The following is an 18,352-nucleotide window of genomic DNA, read 5'->3' on the forward strand; positions in this document are numbered from 1 at the left end:
TTTCTTTTAAACTTCCTCAACATACTCCCACTCCTCCACGCGTTCCTCTTCAAAATAGTACACCACGCACGTAATCTTGCTGAATACCAGCTCCCGGAACAGCGCGGCATAGGAGTTCAGGTTATCCCGGTATTCTTCCTTGGCAGGAGGGAGTTTGAAGTCAATCAGCGTCACGTCGCCGGTTCCCCCGAATACGATTCGGTCTGGTTTGTAGCGGTTGGTACGCACGTCCAGCACCTCGCGCTCGTTCTCCACGGTCACGGCACTGCTGAAGTAGCGCTGCATCTGCGGGTGGTGGAGTACATGGTCTACCATCTCTTTTAAGATGGGCAGTTCGCGCTGCGAGATGATGCCTTGGTGCACCAACTGCCGGAGGGCCTTGGGCGCTTTCTCGGCGTACGTGATGCGCGCCAGGGCATAATGTAGTTTGCGGTTCCAGCGGCGGTGCTCCTGCTGGGTCTCAAAATCGAAGACGTTGTTGGCGTGCTGCTTCAGTTTCAGGTTCTGGGCCCAGTCGGCAGATGTGAATTTATCCAGTACGTAGACATCCTCTGTAATGGCTTTATGGCTCACCGCCTGTGGCGCGCCTTTGGCCAGTTGGTAGCAAAACTGCCCGTCTTGCCAGAGCTCTTTGCTCTCCAGGTAGCGGTACAGCCAGTAGCTCACGTTTTTCTGGGAATTGGCTTTTTTGAAATCCTGCGCCTTGCCAATGAGGTACAAACGGTCCACCGGTCGGGTGAGGGCCACGTACAGCATGTTCAGGTTCTCAATAAAGGTCTTCTCCAGTTTCTGGGCATATTGCTCGTGCAGGGCGGTTTGCTCCAGCTTTTTGTTCAACGTGACTACAGCCGTGCGCAGCTTTCCGCCCGCGGCCACACTCTCGGGTAGCGTGCCCCAGAGCAACGATGAGGTCTGCGGTTCCAGGCTCCAGTCGCAGAACGGCACAATTACTACAGGGTAGTCCAGTCCCTTGCTTTTATGGATGCTGGTGATGGTAATGGCGTCCCGGTCTTTGGGGGTATTAATGCTTAAGTTCTCCTTGTGCAAATCCCAGTACTGCAGGAAGTTGTTGAGGTTGTTGCTGTACTTGAGCGTGTACTCCAGCACCAGATCCAGGAAGCGGAACAGGTACTCGCACTCGTTGTTCTTGCCCAACAGATCAAACACCCTTATCAGCTTCTCGGTGAGCTCATAAATAGAGAGGTTCCCCGCATCGCGGTACGCCAGATCAAAGCCTTGCTCCTGCAAGAACCTGAAGAACGGGTCAATGCTGGGCTCTACAGCCAAGGCGGCAATCTTGCCCGTGGTGGCATTGTCGGGAAGCTCCTGGTGCACCACTTTGTAGACCAGGTACAAGGCCTGCGACCGTGCCAGGCTGTTGGCGGGCTGGTTCAGAATCCGGAAGAAAGCGATGATGAGGTTGATGACCTCAGCGAACTGCAGCGACAGCGAGTCCTGCGAGATGATATCGTATTTCTTCTGCTTCAGAAAATTGGCGACCAGTTTGCTGTTGCGGTTGGTGCGGCTCAGGATAGCGATGTCGCGCGGGGCATACCCCTCCGCCTGGGCCTGCTGTACCATCTGCAGGACCAGTTGCAGCGTGCTTTCCTGGTAGGAGAGAAGGTCGTCCTGAACGTAGCCCTCGTAGATTTCCTCCGTCTGGCGGCAGGCGTCTAAATCAAATTGATAAGGCGGCACTTCGTCCTGCGTGAACAGCACCTGTAAATGGGCCTTCCCGTTTTCTTTGCCTTTTGGCGATTTCTGCTTGAAATCAGCGTCATAGATGGCCTGCAACAACGGGAACTGCGGATTGGCCTGGCTGATGAACTCAAACAGCTCATTGTTGAATTGGATGATCTCCGGAGCGCTGCGGTAGTTGGTGTTCAGGTGATCGGGCGAGAGGGTCCAACGGAGCGTGTCATAGCGCGGAGCCACGTTCTCTTCAAAGCGGGAGTTCTGGTACAGGTGGTGCGTCTGGTTACGGTGCAGGTGCAGGATCTGCTCCATCTCGCCGCCCCGCCAACCGTAGATGGCCTGTTTGGCATCGCCCACCACCATGTTGAAGTTGTCGCTGGCCAGGGCGTTTTCTACCAGCGGCAAGAGGTTGTTCCACTGCAGCACCGAGGTATCCTGAAACTCGTCAATGAGGATGTGCTGGTACCGCTCCCCTAACCGCTCATAGATAAACGGAATAGGCTCCTGCAGTACAATCTCGGTGATGCGTTTGTTGAACTCCGAGATGTGCACCAGGTTCTTGTCCAGCTTAATTTCCTGGATACAGCGGTCCAGCTCGCTCAGCACACTCAGCTTGTACAAATGCGGCAGCATGGCCGAGATGAGGATGTGGTTCTGTGTCTCTCGCTCTTTCAGCTCCTCAATGGCGCGGTAAATCTGCGCCAGTCGGGGTTTAATCTGGTCTAGCGCTACCTTGGCGCCCGTGCTGGCTTTGGCGCTCGCCCATTTGTCATCGTTCACGGTTTTGGCAGCGTTGCTGTTGGCGATAGTGATGTCAAAGCCGCTGTTCCATTTTCTGAAATAAGAGTAGATGCCGTTCTTACCGTAGGACATTTCCTCGGGCATGATGCCGTGGCGGTCAATGAGGTCACTCGCCTCCTGCGCCAGCGTCTGAATCTGCTTCTCTACGTTTACTTTCTGGGTATACAGCTCAGAGCGTATCTTCTTGAAATCTTGCAAGGTAAGCTGCCCAATGTCAAGGAGATGTTCATAGGTCTGCTCGTTCAGGAGATTACGAGCAAAATCAGCGAGTTCATCGGGCAGCACATTCCAGCTTTTGCCTTCCTCCGCTTTGTCCAGGGCATACTGTTGCAGGGTTTCAGCCAGGAGACGGTTCTCTTGCTGGGTGTTCACTTTGTTCAAAAGCAGACTTACGGCGGTGCTCAGAAGGGTCTGCGCGTCCATGTCCACCTCAAAGTTGTGGGGCAGTTTGAGCTCGGTGGTAAAGGCGCTCACCACCCGGTTCACGAACGAGTCAATGGTGCTCACGGCAAACTCAGAGTAGTGGAAGAGCAGATGGTCAAATACTCTGGCAGCCCGTGCCCGCAACTGCTCTTCGGTTAACTGAGGCTGGTCATAGTCTTTTCTGATCTCTTCTACTATGTTAAGCAAAAGCAGGTCGCTCTTTGCTTTCTCCTTCTCAGGGAGGTGCTCATCATTGAAACCGCGGAGTGCTTCCACAATGCGCGTCTTCATCTCCTGCGCGGCATCATTGGTGAACGTGATGGCCAGGATATTCTTATAGTAAGAGGCGTCTTCGCTCTGGAGCGCCAGTTTCAGGTATTCCTTGGTTAACTGGTACGTCTTACCAGATCCGGCAGAAGAGGAGTATATTTTAAAGGAAGCAGGCACGTAGTTACGTAATGATTAAGATGTAGAGAGTTAGCATTGAAAATTAGGCTTCAGTGATTCGGTTCAGAAGCCTCTTTTCTGGAGTGAGCATTTTCGGGCTGTTTTGACGAAAATAGGCAAAAAATAGCAGACAGGTACTTGGTACTGGTATTTTAGCTACTTTCACTGTCGCAAAAATCAATTGTACATGAAGAAGTTCTACCTGTTTCTTTTTCTCCCTGTTTTCTTCCTTTTCGCCAGCTGCCAGAACGACGATGACGCCCAACCCTCCCTGGAGGAATTCATCACGGGAGAATGGAAGGAAACCAAGATCACGGTAAAGGTCACCGACGCCAACGGCGGCATGGTGGCAGAAACCGAATCTGCCGGCTTCAACACCTATTCCCTGGTCAATGGCATGCTCTACATGAGCGACTGGCCAGCGTTCTCCTGGAACTACAGGCTGGAGGATGAAAAGGGGGCTTCCGTTATTCATGCCTGGTACGGCGAAACCTATTCGTTGCGGTACGTGATTACCCCAGTCTCTGATACTGAAATGGTCTGGACCAGCGAATCCCTGCAACCCGGCCCCGACGGCGCCTTGAACCACAAAAGCGTCCGTAAAATCTACCTGAGCCGCAAGTAAGAGGGCAAAGCGTATCAGCTCCTTATTGTGAATCAAAATGAAAGGCCTGTAAGTTGCTTCGTAGCCTGGTCGCTGCATTTTGAGCTTAATGCTGTACTGCGTTACAAACAAGCAGTTTAAAAGGGTCTAGGATGTAGGAGCCTAACCAGATCAGTCAGATCAGATAAAGAAGGCACGAGCTGCAAGCTCGCGCCAGCGACAGCCAGCGGGTGGCTTTGTTATGTGGAATCCTGCAGTTACAAACTGCAGGACATGGTAGGTCCAAGTCACAGACTTGAACCATAGGAAGAGAAAAGGAATTACCCGCTTTCAAGAAAATTGCGGAGACACTCGCAGGTCTGGAAGACACTGCGAGGTCTTTGGAGAGGGCTCTAACTATGGCGCGGAGTTACTTCCGTGACTTTCTCAAAAGGCATGGAAGTAAATCCGCGCCATAGAAAGGAAAGTTCTAGCGCAATGATTAGCAACTCGGTTGCTTTACAACGTACCAGTTAGAAGATCCCGATTCCAGTCTTTGGCCCGAGCGCCTCGCTTGTGGTCCCTGCAGAACAGAAGCTAAGAGTAGTCTGCAGCAGTGGGCCTCAAGGGCAGTGCGAGGGGCAAAGACGGGGCCTCGCGGCCGTGAGCGCACCAAGTAAACTTTGGAACAACCCTGCTCATAAGTCCATAGACAAGCCGTCGCTACACCAGCAAAAGGCCTACTAAACCACAACTTCAAAGCCACAGGCAAGCGACACCACGCCAGCAAAAAACCAACACCCAAAAACAAAAGTAAACGGGTGAAAATAATTCTTATTCCCTTTTCTTTTGTTAGTTTCCTTTCTATAGTAGGAAGCCTCTATTATTTTGCGTACCTTTGCCCCACAATACACGCCGAGACCCCGAGTCGGTCTCATTTTTTGGCAAAGGCACTTCTCAAGCAATCCTCTGTGCGGCTTTCTCCGCAACGAAATCTTGATAAATGACGAATACCCTAGGGCAGGTGTATTGTCTTTATATATCATACATACATAATTGATGGAAAGAATCAAATTCCAGGAGCTTCCGTTGTCGGAAGAAATCCAACGCGCCATCGTGGATTTAGGCTACGAAGAAGCTTCTCCTATTCAGACAGCCGCCATTCCGGTGCTGTTAGAAGGCCGCGATGTGATCGGTCAAGCCCAAACCGGGACCGGTAAAACCGCCGCTTTCTCAATCCCTACCATTGAGTCCATTGACCCCAACAACCGCGACGTGCAGGCGTTGATCCTGTGCCCCACCCGCGAATTGGCGATTCAGGTAGCCGAAGAAATTCAGAAACTGGTAAAGTACAAAAAAGGCATCAGCGTAGTGCCTATTTATGGTGGTCAGCCCTATGAGCGCCAGTTACGCGCCCTTAAACAAGGAGTACAGATCGTAATCGGGACGCCCGGCCGCGTGATGGACCACATTGAAAGAGGCACCCTCCAACTGGAGAACACCAAAAAGATCATCTTGGATGAGGCCGACGAGATGTTGGACATGGGCTTCAGAGAGGACATTGAGTTCGTGCTGAGCCACATGCCGGAAGACAGACAAACCATCTTCTTCTCGGCTACCATGAGCAAACCCATCATGGAACTGACGCGCAAGTACCAGACCAATCCTGAGATTGTGAAGGTAACGCAGCAGCAGCTCACCGTGACCAATATTGAGCAGATCTACTTTGAGGTACGCAGCTCAGGCAAGATGGAAGTGACCACGCGCCTGATTGACATGTACAACTTCAAAGTGGTGATTATCTTCTGTAACACCAAACGCATGGTTGACGAGCTGGTGAGCAACCTGCAAGCCCGCGGTTACTTTGCCGATGGTCTGCACGGCGACATGAACCAGAACCAGCGGAACAACGTGATGAACAAGTTCAAAGCGGGTACCCTGGAGATTCTGGTAGCCACTGACGTGGCCGCCCGCGGCATTGACGTGGACAACGTAGAGGCCGTGATCAACTATGACCTGCCGCAGGACGAAGAAAACTATGTGCACCGTATTGGCCGTACCGGCCGGGCTGGTAAATCAGGGAAAGCCTTCTCGTTTGTAGCAGGCCGTGACCTGTACAAGCTGCGCGACATTGAGCGCTTTACCAAGGCCAAGATCGTTCGTCAGAACGTGCCTACCTATGAAGACGTAGCCGAGGTACGGACCACGTTGGTCTTGGATCAGGTGAAAGAAGTGATCCAGAAAGGTGGCCTGTCCAAGCACATCCTCAAGATTGAGCGCCTGGTAGACCAGGATTTCACCACCATGGACATTGCCGCGGCCTTGTTGAAAATGGTGATGAAAGACACCAAAGCCAAAGAAAAGAGCGCCGAAGCCAGCGAAGGCAAAGGTGGTCCTAAGCCGGGCTTTGACCGTCTGTTCGTGACCCTGGGCAAAAAAGACCGTCTGCACCCCAAAGACCTGGTAGACATCATGACCGACTACACCAGCATCCCGGCCGGTAAAGTAGGCGACATTGACCTGTACGACCGCTTCAGCTTCGTGGAAGTGCCCACTGAGTACACCTCAGAGATCCTGGACCGCTTAGCGGTTACGGAGATCAACGGCATGACCGTGAAATTCCAGAAGGCTGAGAAGAAGTCACTGGACCCCGCCAACGGCGGCCGTGAGCTGGACGAACTGGAGGAGCGCCCTCGCAAGAAGTTCTACGAAGGCGCCTTCAACCGCAGTGGCGGCGGTGGCGACAGAGCCCGTGGCAGCCGCAGCAGCGGCTACGGAGACCGCGGCGGCGATAGAGGCGGACGTCCTTTCGGGGACAGAGACCGGGGCGGTGACCGTGGCGGCAGAAGCTTCGGCGGAGACCGCGACCGTGGCCCACGCAGCGGCGGTGGCTTTAGAGAAAGAAAAAGAAGAGATTTCTAAAATATTTTTCAGAATACCGTAACCCTGCCACAAAGCTTCCCGTTTAAATGAGGGACAGAGCTTAAAAGTTAATAAAGGGTTTAGTATCTGTTTTAAAAAATCGCGGTCCTGAAGAGACCGCGATTTTTTTTGGTACCTACTCCATCCGTTTTAGGGCTCTTTTTACAAAAGACGCTTAAAACGGAGCTGCGTTAGCCGGTAGGATTATTATAGAGTATTCCACAAAGTACATTTCAGGTAGTTTGTTGGGATTAGAAAGGAAGCCATTATCGCTCGGCAGTTACAAACTGCCTTCTTGGTAGGTCCAAGTCACAGACTTGAACCATAAGAGGAATAAAAAGAGTACCCGCTTTTTGAAGAAGAAGTACGCAGACACTCGCAGGTCTGGAAGACACTGCGAGGTCTTTGGAGAGGGAAAGGCTTTAAACCTGCGCAATAAAAAGAATAGGTCTAGCACAATGATTAGCAAACCAGCTGCTATGCAAGTCCACAGTTGGAAGATCCCGATTCCAGTCTTTGGCTCGAGCGCCTCGCTTGTGGCCCCTGAATGGCTTTTGCTAAGAAGAAACTGCAGAGGTGGGCCGCAAGGGCAGTGCGAGGGGCAAAGACGGGGCCTCGCGGCCGTGAGCGCTTATCAGAAAAGATGAAACAACCCTGCCCATAGTCGATAGACAAGCGCTAACTACGCTAGCAATAGCAAACCAAGTAACCCACACTGAAAGCAGTAAACCTATTGGGGCACCTGAAGTAGTAATCAGAAGATATACAGCACGAGAAGGCACGAGCGGAACGCTCGCGCCAGCGGAAGGCTCACGCCAGTGAAACAGAGAAAGGCTATTCCGCCATCGCCTTTCCCGCCAAATACCCGCCCGTCCAGGCGGCTTGGAAGTTGAAGCCGCCGGTGATGCCGTCAATGTCCACCACTTCCCCGGCGAAGAACAAACCCGGCACCAGGCGGCTTTCCATCCGTTCCAGGTGCAGCTCCTCCAGTTTAATGCCGCCGCAGGTCACAAATTCCTCCTTGAAGGTGGTCTTGCCTTTCACATCAAACGGCGTCCTGACCAGGAGCTCAATCAATTTATTCTGGGCTTTGCCCGACAGTTCGGTCCATTTTACCTGTTCCGGTACCTCGGCCAGTTCGCAGAGGCGCTGCCACAGACGGCTGGGCAGTTGGAACAACGGATTGCTGAAGACGGTTTTGCGGGGCGACGTCTGCCGGGTTTGCAGGAGTTGCTGCCTGACCTGCTCCTCGGTGAGGTCTGGCACCCAGTTCACCAGCGCCGTGCCGGTGTAACCCAAGCCGAACATGAGTTTTGCGCCCCAGGCCGAAAACCGCAGGACCGAAGGGCCGCTCAGGCCCCAGTGAGTGATCAGCAAAGGGCCTTTCGTCTCCAATTTTTGGCCGGTCAGCTTCACTTTAGCCTTGGGCACCGCTACGCCCTGCAGGTCCTTGAACGGCGAGCCGGGCACGTTCAGGGTGAAGAGGGACGGAATGGGAGCTTCGGTGCTGTGGCCCAGTTGGTGGAGCCACTGGTAACTTTCGGCTTTGGCGTTGCCGCCAGTGGCCACCAGCACCTTGGCGCCGGAGAGGCGCTCGCCGGTGCTTAGCTCCAGCAGGAACCGCTCAGGGGCAGGGGCATCGGGTTGCACTTTGATCTGGTGCACGCCTACTTGGGTCCTGATTTCTACACCCGCCTGGCGGGCAGCCTGCACCAGGCAGTCCACAATGGTTTCGGAGGAATTGGACTGCGGAAACATGCGTCCGTCGGCCTCGGTCTTGAGCTTCACGCCGCGCTTTTCAAACCAGGCCACGGTATCCTGTGCCCCAAAGAGCGGCAAGAGTTTCTTGAGGGCTTTCTGCCCCCGGGGGTAATGCTGGGAGAAGGCCGAGGCCTGGAACAAGGCGTGCGTGACATTGCAGCGGCCGCCCCCAGACACCCGCACTTTGGAAAGCAGTTTGGAGGTCTTTTCCAGCAGCAGCACCCGCTTGCCGGGGTTTGCCTCCGCGCAGGTGATGGCCCCAAAAAAGCCGGCCGCACCTCCTCCAATCACCACTACTGTTTCTTGCATCTGTTTTAGCTTAATTCTACAAAAATACGCAAAAAACGCCACTTGGGCAGACTCCACCCACGGCCGGGTTTACCTAGAATGCAGGAGAAGTGAGGCAGGTCAATGGGTTTGGGTACAGAAACGTATAGGACAGTTCTTGCTGCACCCGCTCACTGCTGATGCGCTTGAATTTAGGCTCTGAGGATTGGGTAAACTTGGGCGGAACCAAGCCCAGCAACTGGCTGGCCTGGGTGTAGAACGCTTGCCGGGTGGGGTGCTCCGGGGCGCAGGCGTTAAAGACATAACCCCACTTTTCTTGCCGTATCATTTCTGCCAACAGCTGCACGCAGTCGGTTAAATGGATCATGTTCACGGGTCCGTCGGGTTGGGGGACGGCTGTTTTTCCGGCCAGAAAGCGCCCCGGGTGCCGCTGGCCACCCATGAGTCCGCCGAAGCGCACCACGGTGGCCCGGCCCGGCATGGCCTGCTGCACCAGAAACTCGCAGCGCAACATCAGGGAAGAAGCGTTGGGCGAGGGCACGGCATCAGCTTCGGTTACGCCGCGGTTCAGGTCGGGGTACACCGAGGTGGAAGACACAAACAAGACCGCCCGCCCCTGGGGGGAGCAGCGTTCCAGTACAGCTTGAAGCAACTGCTCATAAGTGCTTTGGTCAGTGGTCGATCTGGAAGGTGGAATGTTGAAGAGGAGCACATCGGCTTCCAAAAACTCCCGCAGCTGGGATTTTGAGCTGTTTTCCGGAAACTGAACCAAAAACGGCTCTATCCCTTTTGCCGCCAGGAGGGGCAGCTTCTCTGCGGTGGTGGTGGAGCCTTTCACCCGGTAGCCCCTTTTTACCAGTTCTTCGGCCAGCGGCAAGCCCAGCCAACCGCAGCCCATCACGCTGATCGTTTTTAACTCCATTCGGCAAAGAACGCCCTAAAACAACAGCACCGCAACAAAACTGCCCAGAATTGGTTCTTGCACTACATGGAGACACACAAGGTACAGGTGGCCCTGATTGGATCGGGGTTGGGCGCACTCACGGCGGCGGCGCTGCTGGCCAAGGCCGGTTTGCAGGTGGCCGTGCTGGAGCAGAACAACTACCCGGGCGGCTGTGCCTCCTCCTACAAACGGAAGGGCTTTTGGTTTGAAACCGGGGCCACCACGCTGGTAGGGCTGGACCCCCACATGCCCCTGCGCTACCTGCTGGAGCAAACGGGTATTCAGTTGCCCGCCATCCGGTTAGAACTTCCCATGCAGGTGCGCCTCACAGATGGCACCCTAATCACCCGCTATCCCGACCTGGAAGCCTGGATCACCGAGGCCGAGCGCGTGTTTGGCGAGGCGGGGCAGCGCGCGTTCTGGGAAGAATGCTACCAGATCAGCCAAAAGGTCTGGCGTACGTCGCTGCGGCAGCTCAGTTTTCCGTTCAGCTCCGTGGGCGACCTTTGGGAAGCCCTGAAAGCGGTGGAATGGAGCCAGCTGGGGCTTGTCCCGAAAGCGTTCGGGACCGTGCGCGACTTGCTGCGGAAGCATGGGTTGCTGGAGAACGCCCGCTTTGTAGCCTTCGTGGACCAGCAACTCCTGATCACCGCCCAGAACCACCACCCCGAAGTAAACGTGCTCTTTGGCGCCACCGCCCTCTGCTATACGCTGTACGGTAACTACTACGTGCCGGGCGGTCTCCGGAAACTGAGTGAGGGGTTGGTGCAGTACCTGGAAGAACACCAGGGCGAGATGCTCTACCGGCGGGTAGTGCGCCAGATTGTTCCGCAGCCTGCCGGTGCTTACCTGCTAGACACCGACAAAGGACCGGTACAAGCCGAGTTTGTGGTCTGCGGATTGCCGCTCAACAACGTGCACCAGCTATTCCAGCATGCGCCCACCAGCGCCAAGCTACAGCGCTACCTGCTGCCCCCCGATCAGGTAAACGGGGCGCTGACCTGGGGTTTGGTGTTTGAACGGACCTCCACCACGCCAGACTTGCTGCACCACCAGCTGCACGTGCCCGGCAAAGTGCCCCTGTTAGGCAGCGACAGTATTTTTGTGAGCCTGAGCCACCCAGATGATGCGCTGCGCGCGCCCAAAGGCCTGTGCGTGGCCTCGGTGAGTACGCATGTGGCCCGTCCGCAGGAGCAATGGATAGAGGAGAAGCAGGAGCTGGAGAAATGGGTGGTGCAGTTCCTGGCTGCGCAGGGGTTCTTCCACGAAGACCAGGTCAGGTTTGTGCAGGCGGCCACTCCCGGCGCCTGGCTTGAATGGACCGGCCGTGCGTGGGGGCAGGTGGGCGGCTACCCGCAGTACCAGCGCATCAAGCCCTGGCAAATGAAGGATGCCCGATTGGATGGGAAGAAAGCCTATTTATGTGGTGATACGGTGTACCCGGGGCAGGGCATTCCCGGGGTGTGCCTGAGCGGCATCATTGCTGCACATAAGCTGCTCCGGGACCATTTCAAAGACAAGGTACAGCTGCTACACCAGTGATTCTTCCTGCGGCTGAGTGGTCAGTTCTTCTGAAGAACCGGCCAGGGGGTAGGCAGGCACCGAGAAGTGGAATTGGGTACCCACGCCCAGCTCGCTGTCTACCCAAATGTCGCCGCCGTTTTTCTCAATGAACTCTTTGCAGAGCATCAGGCCCAAGCCATTGCCTTTCTCGTTGGCGGTGCCTCTTTCCTTGAAATTGTTGGGGCCAAACAGCTTCATCTGGTTCTGGGCGCTAATGCCAATGCCGCAGTCTTTCACGGTTACCACCAACTGGTCTTCGTCAAACGGCTCGGCCATCACTTCCACCACGTCGCCTTCCTTGCAGAACTTGATGGCGTTGGAGATCAGGTTGCGGAAGACCAGCTTCAGGGTTTCACCGTCTACCAGGGCCCAAAGCTCCTCCGATACTTTGTTCTCCAGGATGATTCCTTTCTTCTGCGCCTGGGGCAAAAGCAGCTCAATGTTGATGGATACCAGCTCCCGCAGCTGCAGGGGCTCGGGCTCCAGCCTCACGCCCTTCATCTGAATTTTGGCCCAGACCAGCAGGTTGTCCAGCAGGTTCAGGGTGTTCTGCTGCTGGGTTTCCAGCTCCTTCATGCAGCGGTCCAGCTTGTCCTGGGGCACCTTGCCCATGGCCACCAATTGAAACAGCGACTGCAGCGAGATGAGCGGGCTCCTGAGATCGTGGGCGATGATGGAGAACAAGAGGTCTTTCTGGTGGTTCAGCTTTTCCAGTTCCTCTTTCTGTTCCTGGATGTCTTCGTTCTTCTCCAGAATCACTTGGTTGTACTCAGAAAGCTGTTCGTGTGCCAGTTTGGCCCGCCGGCGGCCCTTGAAGAATACATAGGCCAGGGCCAGCGACATCAGCAGCAGTACTCCGGTGGCGTATTGGGTCAGTTCCTTTTTCCAGAGCTTCTCTTGTTGCAACTCCTGTTCTACCCGCAGGCGGTGGTTTTCGGCCTCTTTCTTTTCCAGTTCGTATTTGGCGTGCATCTCGGCCTGGGCTTCGGCCTGCTGGCGGTTCTGCAGGCTGTCTTTGTAGGCGGTGTGCAGCTGCAGGTAGCGGTGGGCCAACTGGTAGTTCTTCTGGGCCAGGTAAACCTCGTTCAGCAGCAGCGATGCCTCTTTCACGCCCTCGGGCGAGGGCAGCTTCTGCGACACTTGCAGGCTGTTCTTGGCCAGTTGAGCCGCCTTGGGGTAGTCGCGGTCTTTGAGGTAAATCTGGGCAAGACAGCGGTAAATGTAGATCTTGTTGACCTCGTTCCTGATTTCCTCACTCAGGCTCAGGGCGTTGTACAGGTGCTGCAGGGCTTTGTTTTTATTGCCCAACAGGAAGTAGATGTTGCCCAGGTTCAGGTCGTTCAGGGCCCGGTCGTACTGGTCGTTCTCGTCTTTGGTGAGCTCGCGTACCTTCAGGTAATAGGTGAGGGCCTTTTCGGGCTGGTTCATGAGCTCGTAGGTGGCCCCAATGTTGTTCAGCGTGGTGCTGATGGTTTTTTTGCGCTTGATCTGCTGCCCAATGGCCAGGGCCTTCTGGAAGAACGAGAGCGAGGTGGTGTAGTTCTCCTGCCCCCGGTGGATGTTGCCCAGCGCGTTGTAGCTGGAGGCCATGCCCACTGAGTCATGCAGCTCCTCGCGGATTTTCAGGGCCTTGTAGGTGTAAGCCGAGGCTTCTATGAGGTTGTTGAGCCAGTAATGCCCAATGCTGATGTTGTTGTAGGCGGTGCCAAGCTGCTTGCGCTCCTTGATCTGCAGGGCCAGCTGGGCTGCCTGCTGCCCGTAAAGCACCGTTTGTTTGGGGTCTACCTCGCGGTAATACTCACTGATGAGGTTCAGGAGCTCCACTTTCTTGTGGGGCGAAGTGGCACGTTTCAGTTCCTGCATTAGCACCACCGGGGTTCGGCCCAGAAGAGGTAACGCTGCCAGGCTGAAAGAGAAAAACAGGAATACTAGCTTTTTCATACAGTCAACGAGGGCAAATAGGTACTAGCGTCTATCACAAGGCAGATTAGCAATTATATTGCAACAAAGAAATACCCAATTTTGGGTATTTTGGGGCAGGGCTCTCGCTCAGACCGGGGCGGTCTTCCTTTAGGCTAAAGGTAGATAAAATCTGGGAGAGTCAAGGAAACTTGGGCAGAAACCTTATCTTTCTGCTGGAGAAAATTGTAAAATATGGCACATTACGCTGAACCCATGCTGCGCGAGGGCGCGCTCACAGGAAAAACCATCATCATCACCGGCGGCGGCACCGGCCTGGGCAAGTCCATGGGCCTGTACTTCCTGCAGTTGGGCGCCAACCTGGTCATCACCAGCCGCAAGTGGGAGGTCCTGGAGAAAACAGCCCGCGAAATGGCCGAACAGACCGGCGGACAGGTGCTGCCCGTGGCCTGCGATGTGCGCAAGCCGCTGGAGGTAGAGGCCATGCTTCACGCCACCCTGCAGCGGTTTGGGGCCGTGCACGGCCTGCTGAACAACGCCGCCGGCAACTTCATCAGCCCCACCGAACGGCTCTCGCCCAAGGCCTTTGACGTGATTGTGGATATCGTCCTGAAAGGCAGCTACAACTGCACCCTCACCTTAGGCAAACATTGGATTGAGCACCAGCAGCCGGGCACCATCCTCAACATTGTCACTACCTACGCCTGGACGGGCTCGGGGTACGTGGTGCCTTCGGCCACGGCCAAGGCGGGCGTGCTGGCCATGACGCGTTCCCTGGCCGCCGAATGGGCCAAGTACGGCATCCGGTCCAACGCCATCGCGCCGGGGCCTTTCCCCACCGAGGGCGCCTGGAGCCGCCTGTTCCCCGAGGCCCTGGCCAAGAAACTGGACCCCTTGAACCGCATCCCGGTAAAGCGCTACGGCGAGCACCAGGAGCTGGCCAACCTGGCGGCCTACCTCATCTCAGATTTCTCAGCCTACGTGAACGGCGAAGTCATTACCATTGACGGCGGCGAGTGGCTGTACGGCGGGGGCGAGTTCAACTACCTGGACCAGGTTCCGCATGAGATGTGGGACACCATTGAGCAGATGGTGCGCGGCAAGAACAAAGACCAGAAGGAATAGCAGATGCCTACGCTGGAAGGTTCCGTTTTAGTGAAAGGCACACCCGATGATCTGTTCTGGTTCTCGCAGGACTACACCCATCGGCTGCACTGGGACCAGTATCTGGGCGTGGCCCGGCTGGAACAGGGCGCTAGGCAGGCCGGTAAAGGAGTGGAAGTTTATTGCGAAAGCCGCAAAGGAGTGGGCATGACCGTGCGCTACATCAGCTTCCATCCTCCCACGCAAGTAGCCATGGAAATGACCAAAGGACCCTGGGTGTTCCGGAAGTTCTCGGGCAGTTGGCGGTTCAAGGATGAGGGTAAGGGACTTACGCGGGTTTACTTCCGGTACAACTTTCAGGTGAAATTTGGGACAGCAGGGGCGCTGGTGCTTACTCCCATCCTCCGGAAGTTGCTGCAAACCGATATCACTAACCGGCTGAAGTATTTCAAAGATGCCGTGGAAGCAGGTATGATCAACGCATAAACAGGTATGAACGATGCACAAAAAAAGCCCGGAGTGTTTCCGGGCTTTTTTTGTGAAAAGGGGTTAAAAACAGAGTTACTCTGCTTTTGCTTTCTTTTTGGCTTTTTTGCTGGTCTTCTTTCCGTTTACCGGGGTGCTGCCGGCAGTGTTTGTAGCGGCGGCGGGTTGCTGCGGACCGTTGTTCACCAGGGTCATCTCTTTTACCAGGTGACCAGCCCCGGCAAATTTGTCCACGATGAACAGGAAGTAGCGGGCATCCATGCTGATGTTGCGCACGCGGTCTGGGTCATACATGATGTCTGACATGGTACCTTCCCAGTTGCGGTCAAAGTTGGTGCCTATCAGCTCGCCGCGGGCGTTGATCACCGGTGAGCCGGAGTTGCCCCCGGTGGTGTGGTTAGAGGCAATGAACGCCACCGGCATCTGGCCGTTCACGCCATACGGGCCATAGTCTTTTTTCTGGTACAGCTCCTTCAGCTTGGCCGGAACCTTGTAGTCTACCACGGCAGGGTCTTCCTTCTCCATGATGCCTTCCAGCGTGGTATAATAGTCGTAGGTTACGCCGTCGGCGGGTTTGTAGCCGTCTACCTGGCCGTAAGAAACACGCAGGGTGAGGTTGGCGTCTGGGTAGAACTTGCGGTCTTTCTGCATCTCGCGCAAGCCTTGCAGGTACGTGCGGTTGAGCAGGGTGTTCTGGTCGGTGAGGGTGGTGTAAGTGGGCAGCACCCGGGTGCGGTAGACGTTGGCGAACGCGTTCAGCAACTGCACGGCGGGGTCAGTGAGGAGCTTTGCCTGCAGCTGGGCGGGGGGAAGTTGCAGCAAGTTCTGAATTTTCTGCTCAGAGGCCAGTTGGGTGGTGCCGTACACGTAGTCTGCGTAGGCGGCCCAGTTGCCCTTATACTTGTCGGTGACCACTTTCAGGAGCTGCGGGTGAAACTTGGGGTCCAGGTCTTTCACGTACATCTCCAGCAGGGCGGCAAACACTTTCTTGTCGGTGGCCAGGTTGTAGTTCTTGAAGTAACCCGTCGCCGATTTGCGCAGGCGGTCAACCAGCTCCTGAGCGCTTCCCTGCGGGGCTGCGGCCGGATCTACCCGCTCCAGGGCGTTGGCCAGGTTCAGGTAGTTTTGGGCGAAATTCAGCAATTCTACCCCTAAAACGGCTTCCATGAAGTAGTCGCGGGCCAGGGTCACGCCCTGGGCCAATTGTCCGTAGTTCTGCTCAAATTGCGGCAGTACCTGGCCGTAGGTGTTCTTGCGGCCGGTTTCCTGGGCCACCCAGGCGGCAAACTGTCTTTCCAGCTCCTGCTTTTTGGCAATGGCGTTCAGTTTCTTGAGGCCGCGCATCTCGCCTATCCACTTCTTGTGGGCGTTGCTCACGCTGGCGTACTTGGCGGCGTACTGGATGCGCACCTTCGGGTCGGCTTTCATGTCCTGGTCCAGCAGGTTCAGGCGCGTGGTCCTGATCTTCACCTTGGCAGGGTCAGAGATTTCGGCAATCTCGCGCACGGCCTGGGAGGGAAGGTACTCGGTGGTACGGCCCGGAAATCCGAACACCATGGTAAAATCGCCCTCCTGGATGCCCGCCAGGGAGATGGGCAGGTGGTGCTTGGGCGTGAATGGCTTGTTGTTGGGCGAGTAGTCGGCGGGTTTGTTGTCTGGGCCGGCGTAGATGCGGAACAGGGAGAAATCGCCGGTGTGGCGCGGCCACATCCAGTTATCGGTGTCGCCCCCGAACTTGCCGATGCTTTCGGGCGGAGCCCCCACCAGGCGGATGTCGCGGAAAGTCTCGGTCACGTACATGTAGTACTCGTTACCGTAGAAGAACGGGCGGATGATGGCTCCGTAGTGGGTGCCCGCCGTGGTTTGCTCCTGCACTTTCTTGATGTTGGCCTGCACGCGTTGCTCGCGCTCGGCTTCGGGCAGACCGGCCGGAACATCGCCCAGGATCTGCTTGGTCACGTCTTCCATGCGCACGATGAACGTGGCGGTAAGGCCCGGATTGGGTTTCTCCTGCTCGCGGGTCATGGCCCAGAAGCCGTTGGTGAGCAGGTCGTTCTCCACAGAGCTGTGCGACTGGATCTGGCCGTAGCCGCAGTGGTGGTTAGTGAGCAGCAGGCCCTGGTTAGAGATGATCTCGCCGGTGCAGCCGCCGCCAAACTGCACGATGGCGTCTTTGAGGCTTGATTTATTGACACTGTAGATGTCTTCGGCGGAGAGGCGCATCCCTTTTTTCTGCATGTCGGCTTCGTTGAGCTGCTTGAGCAGCATTGGAAGCCACATGCCCTCATCGGCTGAGGCGTTGAAGGAACTGATGGCCAGCAACACCCAGAGACAGAGTTGTTTGCTGTTAAACATACGTTCGTTTAGGTTTGTGAAACCCAAAAGTACGAATTTATGGCGGCATGTAGCAGGTATCTCGCAGCACGTAGCACGACCCGAGTGCCGTAGACTCCCCCAACCCTAAAACAAAAAAGCCCCGCCCCGTTTCGGGCCTGTTTTCCGGTAAACAGGCCCGAAACGGGGCGGCTCTTAAAAAGTTAGTGCAAATAGTTAAATTCTACCAGTAAACCGTTAACAATGCCCCACGCCCACGGCGCCTTCTTCCCACACCTGGAACTTGTGCAGTTCTTCCTGAAAAGCCGAGATAAACCAGGCCATGAGGCTAAGGTCATCGGCGAAGCCCAGGAGCGGGATAAAGTCGGGGATTAGGTCCAGCGGGGTAACCATGTAAAGTAAAACTGCAATGCCCAGCAAGATGGACTTGGTGCTCACTCCACGGTAGGTGCCCTGGTAATAGGCCTTCACCAGCCGGATGAACCGGAACATGATGTTCTTGATCTGGTCTACGCCACTTTCTGAACTGTTGGCGTCCTGCAGTTTCTCGTACGCCGTGGTGAGCAGCAAGCCCACCTTTACCGGTTTTTTCATGAGGCCAGACGCCCGCGAAATCATATAGTTGAAGAAGGCATTCTTGGAGAGTTGGAAGCCTTTATCTGCTAGTGAGCTCATAGTCTATCGTTTACAATTGGTGATAGCTGCATATACGGCTCTGCTTCCATTCTGGCCAACCCCGGGCAAGGTTTAGCATAAAAGTAGTAGAGTGCAAATTTAATAATATATTGAATTAAAGATATATTAATTTATATATTAGCGTTGTAAAATAAGGAAGGATCAACACAATAGCAGACTCTTTCTGCGTGCTGCATAATCTATTTAATATTTAAATATTGGTAGGTAAGTACTTGTAAAACACTATAATATAAAATTATCTAAAAGTTTCTTTCTCTTGACGAAAGTGAGAGATCGATCCAACTATATAGAATAGTCCTTACCTGTTTTTAACCGATTTCCTGGAAAACAGCCTCAAAATAGAGAGGTAAGCGGAGGGTAGCATCAGTGGTGCCGAAGGCTTTCCT

The 18,352-nt window shown here is 55.1% G+C and carries 11 protein-coding genes; 5 read left to right on the top strand and 6 right to left on the bottom strand.

Translation table 11 applies throughout. The features are described 5' to 3' along the window. Window positions 1-6: 6 nt before the first annotated feature. Complete coding sequence (locus JT718_RS20775; protein ID WP_205504432.1) at window positions 7-3,366, bottom strand: UvrD-helicase domain-containing protein; 3,360 nt, start codon at window positions 3,364-3,366, stop codon at window positions 7-9. Between the two features lie 187 nt (window positions 3,367-3,553). Here JT718_RS20775 and JT718_RS19275 point away from each other — a divergent pair, with 187 nt between their 5' ends. Continuing rightward, the gene (locus tag JT718_RS19275) at window positions 3,554-3,991 is read left to right on the top strand and encodes a hypothetical protein (RefSeq protein ID WP_205504433.1); all 438 of its coding nucleotides are present in this window, start codon (window positions 3,554-3,556) and stop codon (window positions 3,989-3,991) included. 1,017 nt (window positions 3,992-5,008) lie between these two features. After that, window positions 5,009-6,871 carry a DEAD/DEAH box helicase gene (locus tag JT718_RS19280; protein ID WP_205504434.1) on the top strand — a complete coding sequence of 621 codons (1,863 nt, stop codon included), beginning with the start codon at window positions 5,009-5,011 and terminating at the stop codon, window positions 6,869-6,871. An 834-nt stretch (window positions 6,872-7,705) separates the two neighbouring features. Here JT718_RS19280 and JT718_RS19285 read toward each other — a convergent pair. Together JT718_RS19285 and JT718_RS19290 are read right to left on the bottom strand one after the other, a co-directional pair. Then, window positions 7,706-8,941, bottom strand: coding sequence for a BaiN/RdsA family NAD(P)/FAD-dependent oxidoreductase (locus tag JT718_RS19285; protein ID WP_205504435.1), 1,236 nt, complete (start codon window positions 8,939-8,941; stop codon window positions 7,706-7,708). Window positions 8,942-9,014: 73 nt separating this feature from the next. Beyond that, window positions 9,015-9,842 carry an SDR family oxidoreductase gene (locus tag JT718_RS19290; RefSeq protein ID WP_205504436.1) on the bottom strand — a complete coding sequence of 276 codons (828 nt, stop codon included), beginning with the start codon at window positions 9,840-9,842 and terminating at the stop codon, window positions 9,015-9,017. A 66-nt stretch (window positions 9,843-9,908) separates the two neighbouring features. Here JT718_RS19290 and JT718_RS19295 point away from each other — a divergent pair, with 66 nt between their 5' ends. Further along, complete coding sequence (locus tag JT718_RS19295; RefSeq protein ID WP_205504437.1) at window positions 9,909-11,405, top strand: phytoene desaturase family protein; 1,497 nt, start codon at window positions 9,909-9,911, stop codon at window positions 11,403-11,405. Here the strand turns inward: JT718_RS19295 and JT718_RS19300 are convergent. Next, the gene (locus tag JT718_RS19300) at window positions 11,394-13,367 is read right to left on the bottom strand and encodes a tetratricopeptide repeat-containing sensor histidine kinase (RefSeq protein ID WP_205504438.1); all 1,974 of its coding nucleotides are present in this window, start codon (window positions 13,365-13,367) and stop codon (window positions 11,394-11,396) included. The two genes, JT718_RS19295 and JT718_RS19300, sit on opposite strands and share 12 nt — an antisense overlap. Before the next feature lie 213 nt (window positions 13,368-13,580). Here JT718_RS19300 and JT718_RS19305 point away from each other — a divergent pair, with 213 nt between their 5' ends. Beyond that, window positions 13,581-14,471, top strand: a complete 891-nt coding sequence (locus JT718_RS19305) for an SDR family oxidoreductase (protein WP_240337185.1) — start codon at window positions 13,581-13,583, stop codon at window positions 14,469-14,471. A gap of 3 nt (window positions 14,472-14,474) precedes the next feature. Then, window positions 14,475-14,936, top strand: coding sequence for a type II toxin-antitoxin system RatA family toxin (locus JT718_RS19310; protein ID WP_205504439.1), 462 nt, complete (start codon window positions 14,475-14,477; stop codon window positions 14,934-14,936). Between the two features lie 75 nt (window positions 14,937-15,011). Here the strand turns inward: JT718_RS19310 and JT718_RS19315 are convergent, their stop codons facing one another. Both JT718_RS19315 and JT718_RS19320 read right to left on the bottom strand, forming a co-directional pair. Continuing rightward, window positions 15,012-17,291, bottom strand: a complete 2,280-nt coding sequence (locus JT718_RS19315) for a S46 family peptidase (RefSeq protein WP_205504440.1) — start codon at window positions 17,289-17,291, stop codon at window positions 15,012-15,014. 216 nt (window positions 17,292-17,507) lie between these two features. Further along, window positions 17,508-17,945: a YkvA family protein gene (locus tag JT718_RS19320; RefSeq protein WP_205504441.1), complete on the bottom strand. Its 438-nt coding sequence runs from the start codon at window positions 17,943-17,945 to the stop codon at window positions 17,508-17,510. Window positions 17,946-18,352: the final 407 nt, after the last annotated feature.

The organism is Rufibacter psychrotolerans, from assembly GCF_016924645.1.
Taxonomy (GTDB): Bacteria; Bacteroidota; Bacteroidia; order Cytophagales; family Hymenobacteraceae; genus Nibribacter; species Nibribacter psychrotolerans.

Bases quoted from the DNA above. Each gene is read 5' to 3' on its own strand.
- JT718_RS19280 (WP_205504434.1), top strand. From the start codon at position 5,009: ATGGAAAGAATCAAATTCCAGGAGCTTCCGTTGTCGGAAGAAATCCAA.
- JT718_RS19310 (WP_205504439.1), top strand. From the start codon at position 14,475: ATGCCTACGCTGGAAGGTTCCGTTTTAGTGAAAGGCACACCCGATGAT.
- JT718_RS19295 (WP_205504437.1), top strand. From the start codon at position 9,909: ATGGAGACACACAAGGTACAGGTGGCCCTGATTGGATCGGGGTTGGGC.
- JT718_RS19285 (WP_205504435.1), bottom strand. From the start codon at position 8,941: ATGCAAGAAACAGTAGTGGTGATTGGAGGAGGTGCGGCCGGCTTTTTT.
- JT718_RS19305 (WP_240337185.1), top strand. From the start codon at position 13,581: ATGGCACATTACGCTGAACCCATGCTGCGCGAGGGCGCGCTCACAGGA.
- JT718_RS19290 (WP_205504436.1), bottom strand. From the start codon at position 9,842: ATGGAGTTAAAAACGATCAGCGTGATGGGCTGCGGTTGGCTGGGCTTG.
- JT718_RS19315 (WP_205504440.1), bottom strand. From the start codon at position 17,291: ATGTTTAACAGCAAACAACTCTGTCTCTGGGTGTTGCTGGCCATCAGT.
- JT718_RS19320 (WP_205504441.1), bottom strand. From the start codon at position 17,945: ATGAGCTCACTAGCAGATAAAGGCTTCCAACTCTCCAAGAATGCCTTC.
- JT718_RS19300 (WP_205504438.1), bottom strand. From the start codon at position 13,367: ATGAAAAAGCTAGTATTCCTGTTTTTCTCTTTCAGCCTGGCAGCGTTA.
- JT718_RS19275 (WP_205504433.1), top strand. From the start codon at position 3,554: ATGAAGAAGTTCTACCTGTTTCTTTTTCTCCCTGTTTTCTTCCTTTTC.